Here is a 15429-nt window from a genome sequence, read left to right as displayed (position 1 = left end):
TTGGCGGTCAGGGTGAAATCCATCGATGCGTGTATCCTGTTCAGATTTCTATCGCGGTCATAGATAGCATCGAATGCGCCCGTTTCAAGGCAGGCCCTTCGATACAGACCTGCGGGGGCCAGGGGATCAGGCGAGGCTGCGCTGCACCTCGTCGTCGCCGAAGACGAGCCCGGAGGCCCGCACGCTCCGGTTTCGGCCGTGGTTCTTGGAGTCGAGAAGAGCGGCATCGGCCCGGGTCAGGAGCGTGGCTACAGGCCCATCGTCCGGCGCCGAGGCAACGCCGACCGAGACCGAAACCGTGCCCAGAATCCGGCCGCGATGCGACAGCGGCGTCGTGCCGATCCGCGTCCGCAGCCGCTCGGCAAGCTCGAAGCCCGCGGCTTCGCCGGCGTCGGGCATGAGCACGGTGAACTCCTCGCCGCCGAAACGGTAGGCACTGCCGGCATCGCCGACCGTGTCGACGATGATCTGCGCGACATACTGCATGACGACGTCGCCGGCATCGTGGCCGAACTCATCGTTGAAGCGCTTGAAGTGGTCGATGTCGATCATGAGGCAGCTGAGCGGCTTGCCGGCCTGCCCGCGCGGCTGCCGGTTCAGCGCCTCGTCGAGGCAGCGCCGGTTGAGCAGGCCCGTCAACGCATCGCGGACGGCGAGATTGGTAAGCTTCTCGCGCAGCTGAAGATTGGCGACGGCAAGCCCGATGTTTTCGGCGATCAGTTCGAGATAGAGGCGCGACGCCTCGACCGCGAATTCCTCCTCAAACCGTTCCTCGAAGTAGAGGAGCCCGATCGTGTCGCCTTGGGCCGTCAGCGGCACGCAGAGGCCGATCACGCCTTCATCGTCGAGGTGCTGGCAGGCGATGTCGCTGTGGCCACGGTTGCTGACATGCGGCCGGCCGCGGCGGAGCCCCCAGCAGGCGCTGGACGGAAACGTCGGCGCTGAATGCTGCGGATCGAGCCAGGTACCGACGCGCGACAGGAGCGTCCGGCTGTCGTTCAGCACATAGAGATGGCCGGCGAGGTTGGGAAAGACCTGCGGCGCGAAACGGGCGACGACCTCGGCCAGTTCGTCCTGGCTCTGGCAGGCCTGCAGCCGGTGCATCATCTGCAGGATGAGATCCTTGGTCTGCTGGTCCAGCCGCCGCTCCGCGTCCAGACGGTCCCGCTCCAGGCCGTTTTCGCGGAAGATATGGATCGCCTTGTTCATCTCGCCGATCTCGTCGCTGCGGCGATCGAGCGGGACTTCCACGGCGTAATCCTGCTCGGCAAGTCTTGTGACGATGCCGCTCATGCGGGTGAGCGGCATGGCTACGCGACGCTTGAGGATGAAATAGAGCACGCTCAGGAACAGGGCGGCGGTGATGCCGAGCATCGTCTTGGCGGCGGCCGCATACCAATCGCTGCGCTCCTGCGCCTCGTTGAGGGCCGCGCCGGTGCGGACGTTGGTCAGGTCCCTGAACCGCGCCACCGTCTCAAGAAGGGCGGTCTGCAGACGCTCGTGCTCGGGCCCAAAGAGCTTTTCCTGCGCGCCGGCGCGGTCACCCTTCTGGTAGGCCTCGATGGCGGTAACCTCGACCTTGTCGAGCGCTTCCGCCTCGCGAACGATATCCTGCAAGGCGGCGATCTCCGCCGGCGTTGCGCCAAGATTGGTCGCGGTCTTGGTCGCCTCCTCGCGCCGGCGTTCTTCTTCCTCGGCGCGGTGGAAGGCTTCGAGATGGCGCTCGTCGCCGCGCATCACATAAAGACGTGCCTCGTCACTTCGCGTTTCAGCCCCGAGCGCAAGCTCTTCGCCGAGCGTGTCAAGCACCAGATGTTGCTCAACCGCCTGGCGTTCCTTGATCGCGCTGTCGGTCGACAGGATGAAGGCGGCACCGGAAAGCCCCGTCAGAAGGACGGTCACGCCATAGGCCCAGTTTGTGATCGCATTTATTCGCATGGAAGAAGCTTAGCCCCCGCGGATTGAGAGCGGATTAACCGCATTATCAGGCTTCGGCAACAGCCCCTGCCCCGGTTGACGCAAGCGGCGCGGCTTTTGTTCCGCCCCCTTGACCTGCCGGCCCCTCCGGACACGTTGCGCCCGGCAGATCGCTCAAGTAGGTTCGACATCAAAGGCGTCGGTGAGGCCGGTCGCCTGGACTATTCTGATATCGCGTAGGCTCGGCAGCCCATGCCGGGCGAGAGGACGGCCGAAGGGCCGGGTGCAAATGACACTGTCGGGCAAGCGTATTCTCCTCATCATCTCCGGCGGCATCGCGGCCTATAAGAGCCTCGATCTCATCCGGCGCCTCAGGGAGCGCGGCGCAAGCGTGCGGCCGGTCATGACGGCGGGCGCACAGCAGTTCGTGACGCCGCTTGCCGTCGGCGCGCTTTCGGCCTCGCATGTCTATCTCGACCTGTTCTCGCGCGAGGACGAGCAGGACGTCGGCCATATTCGGCTGGCGCGCGAATGCGATCTGATCGTCGTGGCACCCGCGACCGCCGACCTGATGGCGAAGATGGCGAACGGCCATGCGGACGATCTCGCCTCGACCATTCTGTTGGCAACGGACCGCCCTGTCCTGGTTGCGCCGGCGATGAACCCGAAAATGTGGGCGCATCCGGCGACGCGCCGCAACCGGGCGACGCTTGCCAGGGACGGCCTCCGCTTCATCGGCCCGGAAGCGGGCGAAATGGCCGAAAGCGGCGAGGCCGGCGAAGGCCGCATGAGTGAGCCGCTGGCGATCGTCGCGGCCGTTGAAGACCTGCTCTTAGGCGCGCCAAAACCGCTTGCCGGGCGCAGCGTCGTCGTCACCTCAGGGCCGACGCATGAGCCGATCGACCCGGTGCGCTACATTGCCAATCGCTCCTCCGGCAAGCAGGGCCATGCGATCGCCGCGGCGCTAGCAAAGCTCGGCGCCGACGTCACGCTGGTCTCCGGCCCGGTGACGATCCCGGATCCGGTTGGTGTGAAAGTCGTGCATGTGGAGCGGGCCGAAGAGATGCGCGATGCGGTGCTTGCCGCCCTTCCCGCCGATGTCGCCGTCATGGTCGCCGCCGTTGCCGACTGGCGGGTGGCGACGGCCGCCGGCAACAAGATCAAGAAGAAGCCGGGCGAGGCGCCGCCGCCGCTGCAGCTTGCTGAAAACCCCGATATCCTGAAGACGGTCGGCCACCATGCGAAGCGGCCAAAGCTCGTCATCGGCTTTGCCGCCGAGACCGAAAACGTCGCCGACAACGGCCGCGCCAAGCTCGAGCGAAAGGGCGCCGACTTCATCCTCGCCAACGACGTCTCGCCGGCAACCGGCATCATGGGCGGCGACCGCAATAAGGTGAAGCTGATCTCACATGCCGGCAATGACGACTGGCCAGAGATGGACAAGGACGCGGTGGCGGAGAAGCTGGCGGCGATGATTGCCGAGCAGCTGGCGCGCTAAACAATCGATCTCATGGCAAATGCCCCTCACCCGAACCCTCTCCCCGCAAGCGAGGCGAGGGGACGCGGCACACGCGATATCGCGTCCCGTTGGCTGCGGGCTTAGCTTCTCCCGTCTAACCTCGAGAACGATGATAATCGGTCGCTTTCTCGAAGAGCCAGTCGTGGACGAGCGAGCGCCACGCGTCCCTCCTCCCCACCTGCGGGGAGGAGGTGGCGGCAGCCGGATGAGGGGCGCGTCGTCCTCGTCGAAACCGAAAGCGCCGCCGGCTCAGGCCATCTGGCGAGATCTGACCGGCGTGCCCTTGGTCGAAAACAGCCGAACATCGACTCCGTTTTCGCCGACGATGACCGCGGTGCCGTCGGGGATTTCGACCCAGGCACTGTCGTCGTCGTTGAGCGGCTCGGAGACGAGGCAATAGCCACCGCTGGGGCCCATCGGTGCGGCATAGAGCGTCGGCGCCTTCCAGTCGGAGGCGTAGCGCACGGCGTAGAGATCCTGGCCGTCGGAGAAAGCTGCGGTGAAGCGCACCAGCACCTGCCGCTCCAGATGCTCGGCAAGCTGTTCGATAAAGGCGAGCGCCTCGGCGATGGCGCCGAGCGGATCGCGGTCGAGCCCGAACTGCATGGCGAGAAGAAACAGGAGCTCCGAATCCGTCGTGCCGGTGCGCGCCGAATAGAGGTCATTGTCGAGCATGCTCTCCATCGGACGGCGCAGATGCTCGAAGTCGCCGATCTGGCCGTTGTGCATGAAGGACCAGCGGCCGAAGACGAAGGGATGACAGTTGTCGCGCCTGGTTCCGCCGCCGGTCGCGGCGCGCACATGGGCGAGGAAGAGCGGCGAGCGGATCTGCCGTGCGATGCTCTTCAAGTTGCAGTCGGACCAGGCCGGCAGGATATCGCGGTAGCGCCCCGGCTCGGGATGGTCGCCGTACCAGGCGATGCCGAAGCCGTCGCCGTTGGTGGCGGTCTTGGCCCGTGTCGCGCAATGGGACTGTTCGATCAGCGAGTGCGCCGGAGAGGTCACCAGTTCCTCGAGATACAGCGGCTCCCCGCGATAGGCTGCCCAGCGGCACATGCTGATTTCACTCCAGCTCCGCTCCGTTCACTGCGGAGCGATTCGTTAACCATGACGAAACGCGATGTTCCAACGGAACATGGTAAAAATGCGTTAACACATTCCCCCTTCGTCAAGGTGAAGCTAACCGGAACGCACAGTTTTGGCTGTTTCAAACGGCACAACGTCGGTATCGCCGTAGTATTTCGAACAAACATTCCATATTGACAAAACTTGCAAAATTCATTTCATTTCAGACCAACACGACAGCGCCGCCAGGGAGGAATTCAGCATGGGCAGAAAGCGCAAACTCGGCATCGGCCTGATCGGCACGGGCTTCATGGGCAAGGCCCATGCGCTCGGCTTCACCATTGCCGCGCGGGTCTTCGACCTGCCCTTCGAGCTCGATCTGGTTTCGGTCGCCGACGTGACCGTCGAGAGTGCCGAACGCGCCCGCGGTCAACTGGGCTTCCGCAAGGCGACCGCCGACTGGCGCGAGCTCTTGACCGATCCGGATATCGACATCATCGACATCACCACGCCGAACCTTTTGCACAAGGAGATGGCGCTTGCGGCGATCGCCCATGGCAAGCACGTCTATTGTGAAAAGCCGCTGGCGCCGACCGTTGCGGAATGCCGCGAGATGGTTGAGGCGGCCGAGAAGGCGGGCGTCGTGACCCAGGTCGGCTTCAACTATCTGAAGAACCCACTGATCTTCCTTGCCAAGGACATCATCGAAAGCGGCGAGATCGGCGAGATCCGCTCGATGCGCGGCATCCATGCGGAAGACTTCATGGCCGACGCGCAGGTTCCGTGGGGCTGGCGCCTGAACCCGGCCAGCGGCGGCGGTGCGCTTGCCGACATCGGCAGCCACATTATCGCCTCCATGCGCCACCTCGTCGGCCCGATCAAACAGGTGCTTGCCGAAACCATCATCCAGATCCCGGAACGCCCGGTTTCCGCGGGCTCCAGCGAAACCCGCGCCGTCGAGGTCGACGACATCGCCCGCGCCTTCGTGCGCTTCGAAAACGGCGCCACCGGCAGCTTCGAAGCAAGCTGGATCGCGACCGGTCGCAAGATGCAGCACGATTTCGAGATCTACGGTTCGAAGGGCAGCATCGTCTTCACCCAGGAGCGGCTGAACGAAATCCGCCTCTACAAGACGGGCGATGATATCCGCACCCGCGGCTTCCGCACCATCTGGGCCGGACCGGAACATCCGCCCTATGGCGCGTTCTGCGTGGCGCCGGGCCACCAGATCGGCTTCAACGACCTGAAGGCCATCGAGGTGAAGGAGTTCCTCGACGCCATCGCCGGCGGCAAGTCTCCCTCGACCGATTTCCGCGAAGGCTACGAGGTGCAGAAGGTGCTTTCGGCGACCTATCGATCGGCCAAGACAAACGAATGGGTGCGGATCTAGGCGGCTTCGACGGCCGGCGTGTCGTAGGAAAACCATCTATTTTTGCACGCACGTCGGGACGCTAAACCGCTGCGCACTTTTCCTGGACATGCTCTCTGTTTTGGTGCGCATTCCGGACGGAAATCCGCTTCGCACTTTTCCTGGACATGCTCCGAGAAAAATAGAATGCCTGTTCTATCCCGTTCCCGACTAATCGATTAGGGTGAGGCCGAAAGCCAGACTGACATCGAGGGAGACGAGCGAGACATGGCCATGCCGGAAACGACGACAGAGGTGCCGCAGGATTTCGAGGCGCTGAAGGCCGCCATTCTGGAACGCAAGGCGGAGCTGCCGAAACGGCTGCGCCAGGTTGCCGCCTATTCGCTCGACAATCCCGATGAAATCGCCTTCGGCACGGCAGCGAGCATCGCGACTTCCGCCGAAGTGCAGCCGTCGACGCTGGTGCGCTTCGCCCAGCATTTCGGCTTCGAGGGCTTTTCCAGCCTGCAGCAGATCTTTCGCGCCCGGCTGCGTGAGCGCACGCCCGGCTATGAGGACCGGCTGAAGGCGCTCAGCGCCAACGACCACAGCAAGCTCGAAAGCGGTTCGATCTTCAACGGCTTCGTCGCTGCCGCCCACCGCTCGCTCGACAACATCGCCTCCTCGGTGGATCCTGAAGCCTTCGAACGCGCCGTCGATATCCTCGCCAAGGCCGACACCGTCTACCTGATCGCCAAGCGCCGCTCCTATCCGATTTCCAGCTACATGGCCTATGCCTTCGGCAAGCTGAAGGTGAAATACCAGCTCGTCGGCACCGCCGCCGGCATCGACGAGGACATGCTGGCGATGGCGACGAAAAACGATGCCGCCTTTGCCGTCAGCTTCTCGCCCTACGCCTCCGAAAGTGCGGCCCAGGCGCGGCTTCTCGCCGAACGCAAGGTCCCCGTCGTGTCGCTGACGGACTCGGCCTTCTCGCCCTTGGCAGAATCCTCGAAGGTCTGGTTCGAACTGGTCGAGGCCGACCATGCCGGCTTCCGTTCTCTTTCCGCCAGCATGGCGTTTGCCATGGCGCTGACGGTCGCCATCGCCGAGAAGCGCCAGCGCCTCGCCGAGGGCGGCTAGGCAAAACGGAACAGATAGAATGAAAATTCCATATTGACGAAACGTCGGAATTTATGTTTCATACAGCCATCACCCACAGTACGGAAATGGTCGGGCCCGCCAAGGTGTCCGCGGGGAGGAAGCAGTGAGCCAGAACGTTTCGGCACAGGGAGCAAAGCCGCTCGACCTGATCACCATCGGCCGGGCCTCGGTCGATCTCTATGGCCAGCAGATCGGCACGCGGCTTGAAGATGTTTCGAGCTTTGCGAAGTCAGTGGGCGGCTGCCCCTGCAACATCTCTGTCGGCACCGCCCGCCTGGGCCTGAAGTCAGCGCTTCTCACCCGCGTCGGCGACGAACAGATGGGCCGCTTCATCCGCGAGCAGCTCACTCGCGAAGGCGTCGAGACCCGCGGCATCGTCACCGATCCGGAGCGGCTGACGGCGCTCGCGATCCTCGCCGTCGAAAACGACAAGACCTTCCCGCTGCTCTTCTATCGCGACAACTGCGCCGACAACGCGCTTTGCGAAGATGACGTTTCCGAGGAGTTCATCAGTTCCGCCCGCGCCGTGCTCGTCTCGGGAACGCATTTCTCCAAGCCGAACACCGACGCCGCCCAGCGTAAGGCGATCCGCATCGCCAAGGAAAACGGCGCGAAGGTCGTCTTCGACATCGACTACCGCCCGAACCTCTGGGGCCTTGCCGGCCATGACGCCGGCGAGAGCCGCTATATCGCGTCGGATCGCGTTTCGGCGCATCTGAAAACGGTACTTGCCGATTGCGACCTGATCGTCGGCACGGAAGAGGAAGTGCTGATCGCCTCGGGCGATAGTGACCTGCTCCAGGCGCTGAAGACGATCCGCTCGCTCTCCAAGGCGACGATTGTGCTCAAGCGCGGACCGATGGGCTGCATCGTCTATGACGGTCCGATCACCGACGACCTCGAAGACGGCATCGTCGGCAAGGGCTTTCCGATCGAGGTCTATAACGTGCTCGGCGCCGGCGACGCCTTCATGTCCGGCTTCCTGCGCGGCTGGCTCAAAAACGAGCCGCACGCGACGTCTGCTACCTGGGCCAATGCCTGCGGCGCCTTCGCCGTCTCGCGCCTGCTCTGTGCGCCTGAAATCCCGACCTGGACGGAACTGCAGTTCTTCCTGGAAAAGGGCAGCAACGAACGGGCCCTGCGCAAGGACGAGGCGATCAACCACGTTCACTGGGCAACCACACGTCGCCGCGATATCCCGCTTCTGATGGCGCTGGCGATCGACCATCGCAGCCAGCTCGAAGACATGGCCGCCGGCGACCAGGCATTGCTGGACCGCATTCCCGCCTTCAAGGTGCTGGCGGTAAAGGCCGCCGCACAGGTCGCGGCCGGCCGCTCCGGCTTCGGCATGCTGATCGACGACAAGTACGGCCGCGACGCGCTTTACGCCGCCGGCGCCCATCGCGATTTCTGGATCGGCAAACCGATCGAGCTTCCGGGCTCGCGGCCGCTGCAATTCGAATTCAGCCAGGATCTCGGCAGTCGCCTGATCGACTGGCCGGTCGACCACTGCATCAAGGTGCTCTCCTTCTACCACCCGGACGATCCGGTGGAGTTGAAAGCCCAGCAGGTGGCAAAGCTCCGCTCCGCCTTCGAAGCGGCGCGCAAGGTTGGCCGTGAGATCCTGATCGAGATCATTGCCGGCAAGCACGGCAAGCTCGACGACCAGACCATTCCGCGGGCACTGACCGAACTCTACGACGCCGGGCTCAAGCCGGACTGGTGGAAGCTCGAGCCGCAGGCGAGCCGCGGCGCCTGGGCAGCGATCGATGCCGTCATCGAGGCACGCGATCCGCTCTGCCGCGGCGTGGTGCTCTTGGGCCTCGAAGCGCCCTATGAGCAGCTGAAGGACGGCTTTGCAGCCGCCCGCACTTCGAAGACGGTCCGGGGCTTTGCCGTCGGCCGAACGATTTTCGCCGATGCCGGCCGGGCCTGGCTCGGCGGCACGATGAGCGACGACCAGGCGATCGCCGACATGGCCGGAAAATTCAAGGCCCTGGTCGATCTCTGGCTGCAACTGGGTGAAACAAAGGCGGCATAGGATCGACAGATATCAGTCGATAATGCCGGACAGGGCGGAACGGGACGATTCCGCCACGAGGAGGAAACAGATTATGAGCCAGAAGACCGTGCGCCTGACCATGGCCCAGGCCGTGGCGCGGTTCCTGACCCGCCAGATGACCGTCATCGAAGGCAAGAAGGTGCCTATCTTCGGCGGCGTCTTCGCCATCTTCGGCCATGGCAACGTCGCCGGCGTCGGCGAAGCGCTGCACGCGATCAAGGACACGCTGCCGACCTACCGCGCCCAGAACGAACAGGGCATGGCGAATGCGGCGATCGCCTTTGCCAAGGCGAGCTTCCGCCGCCGCTTCATGGCCTGCACCACCTCGATCGGCCCCGGCGCGCTCAACATGGTGACCTCGGCAGCACTCGCCCATGTCAACCGCCTGCCGGTCCTCTTCCTGCCCGGCGATGTGTTCGCCAACCGCCGCCCCGATCCGGTGCTGCAGCAGGTGGAAAGCTTCGGCGACGGCACGATCTCGGCGAACGACTGCTTCCGCCCGGTCTCGCGCTACTTCGACCGCATCAGCCGGCCCGAACAGATCATCCCGGCGCTGCGCCGCGCCATGCAGGTGCTGACGGATCCGGCCGATTGCGGCCCGGTAACGCTGTCGCTCTGCCAGGATGTCCAGGCGGAAGCCTATGACTATCCGGAAAACTTCTTCGACGAGAAGGTCTGGGTGCCGCGCCGCGTCGAGCCGGATCTCGACGAACTGGCGACGGCGATCGCGGCGCTGAAGGAAGCAAAGAAGCCGATCATCATCGCCGGCGGCGGCGTGCTCTATTCCGAAGCGAGCAAGGAGCTCGGCGATTTCGCCGAACGCCACGGCATCCCCGTGGTCGAGACGCAGGCCGGCAAGTCGGCGCTGCCGCATTCGCATTCGCTCAACATGGGCTCGGTCGGTGTGACCGGCACCACCGCCTCCAACGCGCTTGCCGAGGATGCCGACGTGGTTCTCGCCGTCGGCTCGCGCCTGCAGGACTTCACAACCGGCTCCTGGGCGCTCTTCAAGAACGAGGGCCTGAAGATCATCGGCCTCAACGTTCAGCCTTTCGACGCCGGCAAACACAACGGCCTGCCGCTGATCGCAGACGCCCGCGCCGGTCTCAACCGCATCTCCGGCGGTCTTGGCGGCCACAAGGCCGATCCGAGCTGGACCGCGAAGGCCAAGGCCGGCAAGGCGGAATGGCTGGCGGCGGCCGACAAGGCGACGGCCACGACCAATGCCGCCCTCCCCTCCGACGCGCAGGTGATCGGCGCCGTGCAGCGCGCCCGCGGCGGCAAGAACACGACGCTCGTCTGCGCCGCCGGCGGTCTACCCGGTGAGTTGCACAAGCTCTGGCAGGCGGAAGAGCCCGGCGGCTACCACATGGAATACGGCTTCTCGACCATGGGTTACGAAGTTGCCGGCGGTCTCGGCGTCAAGCTCGCCAAGCCCGAGAGCGACGTGATCGTCATGGTCGGTGACGGCAGCTACATGATGCTGAATTCGGAGATCGCCTCTTCGATCATGCTTGGCGCCAAGTTCACGATCGTGCTGCTCGACAATGCCGGCTACGGCTGCATCAACCGGCTGCAGATGGGTACCGGTGGCGCCAACTTCAACAATCTCTTGAAGGACACCCATCACGTCGAACTGCCGCAGATCGACTTCGCGGCGCATGCCGGCGCGATGGGCGCCGTCACCCGCAAGGTCGGCTCGATCTCCGAGCTCGAAGCAGCGCTCAAGGAGACCGCGAGCGAGACGCGCACGACCGTGATCGTCATCGACACCGATCCGCTGATCACGACCGAGGCCGGCGGCCACTGGTGGGATGTCGCAGTGCCCGAGGTCTCGGGCCGCGCCCAGGTCAACGCGGCGCGCGAGGGTTATGAGAAGGCGCTCGCCGCACAGCGCTTCGGCTAAGATTGCCCTTTCGGCGCCCGCGTTTTCGCGCGGGCGCTTTTCCCGTTTATGCTCACAAAACATCCGCCTTCCGCGGATGGCATCAGAAAGTGAAAGACATGATCCGCTACGGAACTAACCCGATCGCCTGGAGCAACGACGACGATCATTCGATCGGCGCGCATTTGACGCTCGAGGACTGCCTGTCCGATTGCCAGAAGATCGGCTTCGACGGCATCGAGAAGGGCCACAAGATGCCGTCCGATCCGGAAGCACTGAAGCAGAAGCTCGGCTCCTACGATCTCGTCTTCGTCTCCGGCTGGCACTCGACCAACCTGCTCACCCATGACGTCGAGGCCGAGAAGAAGGCGATCCAGCCGCATCTCGACCTCCTGAAGCACAATGGCTGCAAGGTGGCAATCGTCTGCGAAACCTCGAACGCCATCCATGGCGACGACGGAAAGTCGGTCGCCAACGACAAGCCGGTGCTGCCGGCCGACCAGTGGAAGAAGTTCGGCGCCGACCTCGAAGCGATCGCGCAATATTGCGCCGACCAGGGCATCGACCTCGTCTACCATCACCACATGGGCACGATCGTCCAGACCGGTGAGGAAATCGATCTCCTGATGCAGAACACCGGCCCGGCGACCAAGTTGCTGCTCGACACCGGCCACGCCTGGTTCGGCGGTTCCGATCCGGCCGAGGTCGCGAAGAAATACATGCACCGCGTGCGCCACATCCATTGCAAGAACGTGCGTCCCGCTGTCCGCAAGGTCGTCGAGGGCGAAGGCCTCTCCTTCCTCGAAGGCGTGCGCCGTGGCGTCTTCACGGTTCCCGGCGACAGCGAAGGCGGCGTCGACTTCCTGCCCGTACTGAAGATCGCCGCCGAGCACGATTATTCCGGCTGGCTGGTGATCGAGGCGGAACAGGATTCGGCCGTGCGCAACCCTTTCGAATACCAGTCACTTGGGTTGAAATCGCTGAAGGCCTTCGCCAAGGAAGCCGGGCTCGACAAGTAAGCCGTCACTTTCGGTCGCCGGACTTCACGGGGCGTGCCCCTCATCCGCGCGGTGAGGGAGGCCCTCATCCGGCTGCCGCCACCTTCTCCCCGCCGGCGGGGTGAAGGGATAGGCCGCGCCCTCTGGTCCCTCGCGACGTAGAGGTGGGGAGCACGACGCAAACTCCGAAAATCCCCTCTCCCCGTAAGCGGGGAGAGGGCTAGGGTGAGGGGCAGGCCAAACATTCGGCGCGGCTCCAGAAAAAGTATCAGGGAGATCGACATGTCCAAGCTGCTCGTCAAACCGAAGGCCAAATCGGGCCTCATGCAAAACGTGACGCCGGAGAGCGCCGGCTGGACCTATGTCGGCTTCGCGCTGGAACGGCTGAAAGCGGGCGAGACGACCGAGGGCGAGACCGGCGACAAGGAAATCTGCCTGGTGCTCGTGTCCGGCAAGGCGAAGGTCGCCGTCGACGGCGAAAGCCTCGGCGAGCTCGGCGAGCGCATGACCCCCTTCGAGGGCCAGCCCTATGCCGTCTACGTGCCGAAGGGCAGCCGCTGGCAAGCAACGGCCACCTCCGACCTCGACCTTGCCATCTGCTCGGCCCCGGGCGGCGACGGCTTCAAGGCGAAGGTGATCGCACCGGGCACCCATCCGCAGATGACCCGCGGCAAGGGTACCAACACCCGCTACGTCACCAACATCATGCCGGAAGATGACGGCTCGGCGCAGTCGCTGCTCGTCGTCGAGGTGATCACGCCCGGTGGCCATACTTCCTCCTACCCCCCGCACAAGCACGACCAGGACGACCTGCCGGCCGAGAGTTATCTGGAAGAGACCTATTACCACCGGCTGAACCCGCCCCAGGGCTTTGCGATGCAACGCGTCTATACCGACGATCGCTCGCTCGACGAGACCATGGCAGTCGAGGACAGCGACGTGACGCTGGTGCCGAGGGGCTATCATCCGGTCGCTGCCGTGCACGGCTACGACGTCTATTATCTCAACGTCATGGCCGGACCGAAGCGCATCTGGAAGTTCCACAACGCCCGCGAACACGAGTGGCTGTTTACCGGCGTGTAAGCGGCGGCGAACCAAACGGTGGCGCTCCACCGCTCTCCGTCCATGCCGAACGGCGGGGCGAGACGCTGCGATCCTTGAGCCCGATCGCCCAATGAGGCTTCGGGCGGATGAGAGCGGCATAGCCTTTCGCCCGGACCGCCCTAGCTTTCCCGCTTTCAGGGAGGGCTCCATGCATATCGACGGGCAATGCCACTGCGGCTTCGTCACCTACGAGGCGGAGATCGACCCGGCCGATGTCGGGATCTGCCATTGCACCGATTGCCAGCAACTGACGGGATCGGCCTACCGCGTCACCGCCGGCACGGAACGGGAGAACTTTCGGCTGACCGGCGGCGAACCGAAGCTCTATGTGAAGATCGGCGCAAACGGGCGGCAGCGGCTGCAGTTCTTCTGCCCGAACTGCGGCTCGCCGATCTATACGACCGGCACCGACGAGGACGCGCTGGAGGTTGGCATCCGGGTGGGAACGATCAACCAGCGCCGGCAGCTCAGACCGCGGTCGCAGATCTGGTGTTCCTCGGCGTTGCCCTGGATCGGCGACGTCAGGAAGCTGCCGGGCCGCGATCGCGACGAGGCGCCTCACACTTAGCCATCTCGGCCTGAACCATCATGCGGCGACGAGCAGACGATCCTTGAGCGGCGCCCATGCTTCGCCGATCACGACCGATGCCGGCGTCGCCGTCATCTGCGATGGGCGCGCCTCCGGATTGACAGCAAGATAAGTCTTCACCAGATGATAGCCGATCGTGTAGCCGGCCCAGCGCGGCAGAGACCGATCGGTGCCAAAGAACCAGCCTGCGTGATCATAGGTCTCGGTCCAAAGCTCTCGTTCGGCGCGCTCCAACAAGCTTTCCCAATCCGCGGCGTTGAGCGCATGATTCCACACATGGCCGTCGCCGCCGTTGATCTCGGCATCGAAAGCATCGGCCAACCCCTCGCTGACCAGCGCTTCGCCGAGCTTGGAACCATAGCCGCAGGTCGCGTGGCGAAAGGAATGATGCAGTTCGTGCGTCAGCAATTTGCGCACTTCTCCCGCACTAAGGCTCGCCTCGAAATTCTCGTTGCCGGGATCGACCGTGAAGAAGACCAGCGCCCTGCGGTAGCAGGCGCCCGCAACACCGAGTTCGGGGATCGTCTCGCCCGCACGATACTCGACGAGGACATCGATGGGGGCGGCGCTGTCCGAGGCAGAAACCGCCGCGCCGACACGCTCGGCGGTTTCCCGCACGGCCTCCCGTATTCGTTCGTGCCACGGCGCCAGAGACCCGTCCGCTTCGAGAAAGTGAACACGAAGATCCAGCATTTCGACCATCTCCTATTGTCTCAGCCGCCTGGCACCGCAACGTAAGGATGCGGCCGGTGATTGCAACGCCGGAAAGATGAAAGTTTCTACGACCCACCGATGTCAGCCGGAGCAGGAGGCGTCATGAGGCGTCATTGCGATGGCCGGATGCGGCGCCGCGGTGTACAAGACAAAGCTGGAGAACGGAGCAGGCGCGCGGGATGGCAAAGGGCAAGATCAGGATGCTGCGCAGTGCCGCCGCGGGCATAGACGCTGTCGAGGCCGAAACGCGCCAGTCCTTCGCCCGCCACACGCACGATCAGTTCGGCATCGGTCTCATCTATGAGGGCGCGCAGAAGTCGCTCAGCGGCCGCGGCATGGTCGAAGCCGGCGCCGGCGACATGATCACCGTCAACCCCGGCGAGGTGCATGACGGAACGCCGATCGGTGATGCCGGCCGCGCCTGGCGCATGCTCTACTTCGATCCCTCGGTCATCGCGACTGCCGCCGAGGATATCAGCCAGGGCCGCGCGCATTCCGGCGAGTTCACTGCACCCGCGTTCCACGACCGGGAGGTCGCAGATCACTTTCGGGCACTGTTTGCGGCCATCACCGATCCGACGGCCATGGGCGACGCCATCCGGCACGAGGAGCAGCTCCTGCCGCTGCTTGCAGGCGTTCTTGCCACCGGCAGGCGACACCAGCGTGAACGGCCGGCAACAGTCGCGGCGGCCAAGACGATGATCGACGACGATCCGACGGCCGCGATCACGCTTGCCGATCTCGCCGCCGAAGCCGGGCTCAGCCGCTTTCAACTGGTGCGCAATTTCGCAAGTGCGGTCGGCCTGACGCCGCATGCCTATATCGTCCAGCGCCGCATCGATCTCGCCCGCCGCCTGATCGGCGGGGGCATGCCGCTGGCGGAGGCCGCGTTCGCGGCCGGCTTCGCCGACCAGAGCCACATGACCCGCGTCTTCGTCAGCAAATATGGCCTCTCGCCGGGCATCTATGCCGAGGCCAAAAAGTAACGCCCGCAATTCCGTTCAAGACCCGAGCCCTCCCCCGGAGCATTGCTGCACCGGCTGCGCAGCGACAAGCGCGGCGCA

12 protein-coding genes are annotated in these 15429 nt (G+C 64.4%); 9 read left to right on the top strand and 3 right to left on the bottom strand.

Annotation, left to right across the window (positions count from 1 at the left end; all coding sequences use genetic code 11):
* Window positions 1–126: 126 nt before the first annotated feature.
* Complete coding sequence (locus IB262_RS08715; protein WP_112974797.1) at window positions 127–1938, bottom strand: sensor domain-containing diguanylate cyclase; 1812 nt, start codon at window positions 1936–1938, stop codon at window positions 127–129.
* Window positions 1939–2206: 268 nt separating this feature from the next.
* Here IB262_RS08715 and coaBC point away from each other — a divergent pair, with 268 nt between their 5' ends.
* On the top strand, window positions 2207–3415 hold the full coding sequence (gene coaBC, locus IB262_RS08710) for a bifunctional phosphopantothenoylcysteine decarboxylase/phosphopantothenate--cysteine ligase CoaBC (protein ID WP_060580642.1): 1209 nt from the start codon (window positions 2207–2209) through the stop codon (window positions 3413–3415).
* A 270-nt stretch (window positions 3416–3685) separates the two neighbouring features.
* On the opposite strand, the gene IB262_RS08705 is transcribed toward coaBC, so the two are convergent.
* Window positions 3686–4492 (bottom strand): class II glutamine amidotransferase, encoded by an 807-nt coding sequence (locus tag IB262_RS08705; protein WP_034797533.1) that lies wholly within the window; start codon window positions 4490–4492, stop codon window positions 3686–3688.
* Window positions 4493–4763: 271 nt separating this feature from the next.
* Here IB262_RS08705 and IB262_RS08700 point away from each other — a divergent pair, with 271 nt between their 5' ends.
* The 7 genes from IB262_RS08700 to IB262_RS08670 all read left to right on the top strand — a co-directional run bounded on the left by IB262_RS08700 (window position 4764) and on the right by IB262_RS08670 (window position 13630).
* Window positions 4764–5891: a Gfo/Idh/MocA family oxidoreductase gene (locus IB262_RS08700; RefSeq protein WP_112974796.1), complete on the top strand. Its 1128-nt coding sequence runs from the start codon at window positions 4764–4766 to the stop codon at window positions 5889–5891.
* A 246-nt stretch (window positions 5892–6137) separates the two neighbouring features.
* Complete coding sequence (locus IB262_RS08695; protein ID WP_060519708.1) at window positions 6138–6992, top strand: MurR/RpiR family transcriptional regulator; 855 nt, start codon at window positions 6138–6140, stop codon at window positions 6990–6992.
* Between the two features lie 124 nt (window positions 6993–7116).
* On the top strand, window positions 7117–9054 hold the full coding sequence (gene iolC / locus IB262_RS08690; RefSeq protein ID WP_112974795.1) for a 5-dehydro-2-deoxygluconokinase: 1938 nt from the start codon (window positions 7117–7119) through the stop codon (window positions 9052–9054).
* Window positions 9055–9127: 73 nt separating this feature from the next.
* Complete coding sequence (gene iolD, locus IB262_RS08685) at window positions 9128–10981, top strand: 3D-(3,5/4)-trihydroxycyclohexane-1,2-dione acylhydrolase (decyclizing) (protein WP_112974794.1); 1854 nt, start codon at window positions 9128–9130, stop codon at window positions 10979–10981.
* A gap of 98 nt (window positions 10982–11079) precedes the next feature.
* Window positions 11080–11979, top strand: coding sequence for a myo-inosose-2 dehydratase (gene iolE, locus IB262_RS08680; RefSeq protein WP_034797543.1), 900 nt, complete (start codon window positions 11080–11082; stop codon window positions 11977–11979).
* 261 nt (window positions 11980–12240) lie between these two features.
* A complete protein-coding gene (gene iolB / locus IB262_RS08675; RefSeq protein WP_112974793.1) occupies window positions 12241–13041 on the top strand; it encodes a 5-deoxy-glucuronate isomerase in 801 nt (266 codons plus the stop codon).
* Window positions 13042–13210: 169 nt separating this feature from the next.
* Window positions 13211–13630 carry a GFA family protein gene (locus tag IB262_RS08670; protein ID WP_112974792.1) on the top strand — a complete coding sequence of 140 codons (420 nt, stop codon included), beginning with the start codon at window positions 13211–13213 and terminating at the stop codon, window positions 13628–13630.
* An 18-nt stretch (window positions 13631–13648) separates the two neighbouring features.
* On the opposite strand, the gene IB262_RS08665 is transcribed toward IB262_RS08670, so the two are convergent.
* Window positions 13649–14344 carry a DUF2268 domain-containing putative Zn-dependent protease gene (locus IB262_RS08665; protein WP_162728661.1) on the bottom strand — a complete coding sequence of 232 codons (696 nt, stop codon included), beginning with the start codon at window positions 14342–14344 and terminating at the stop codon, window positions 13649–13651.
* 200 nt (window positions 14345–14544) lie between these two features.
* Here IB262_RS08665 and IB262_RS08660 point away from each other — a divergent pair, with 200 nt between their 5' ends.
* Window positions 14545–15351, top strand: coding sequence for an AraC family transcriptional regulator (locus IB262_RS08660; RefSeq protein ID WP_112974790.1), 807 nt, complete (start codon window positions 14545–14547; stop codon window positions 15349–15351).
* Window positions 15352–15429: the final 78 nt, after the last annotated feature.

Source organism: Ensifer sp. ENS02, assembly GCF_014851885.1.
In the GTDB taxonomy this organism is placed as follows: domain Bacteria; phylum Pseudomonadota; class Alphaproteobacteria; order Rhizobiales; family Rhizobiaceae; genus Ensifer; species Ensifer adhaerens.
Note: the sequence above shows the minus strand (reverse complement) of the source record. Positions and strands in the feature narration are given on the sequence as shown.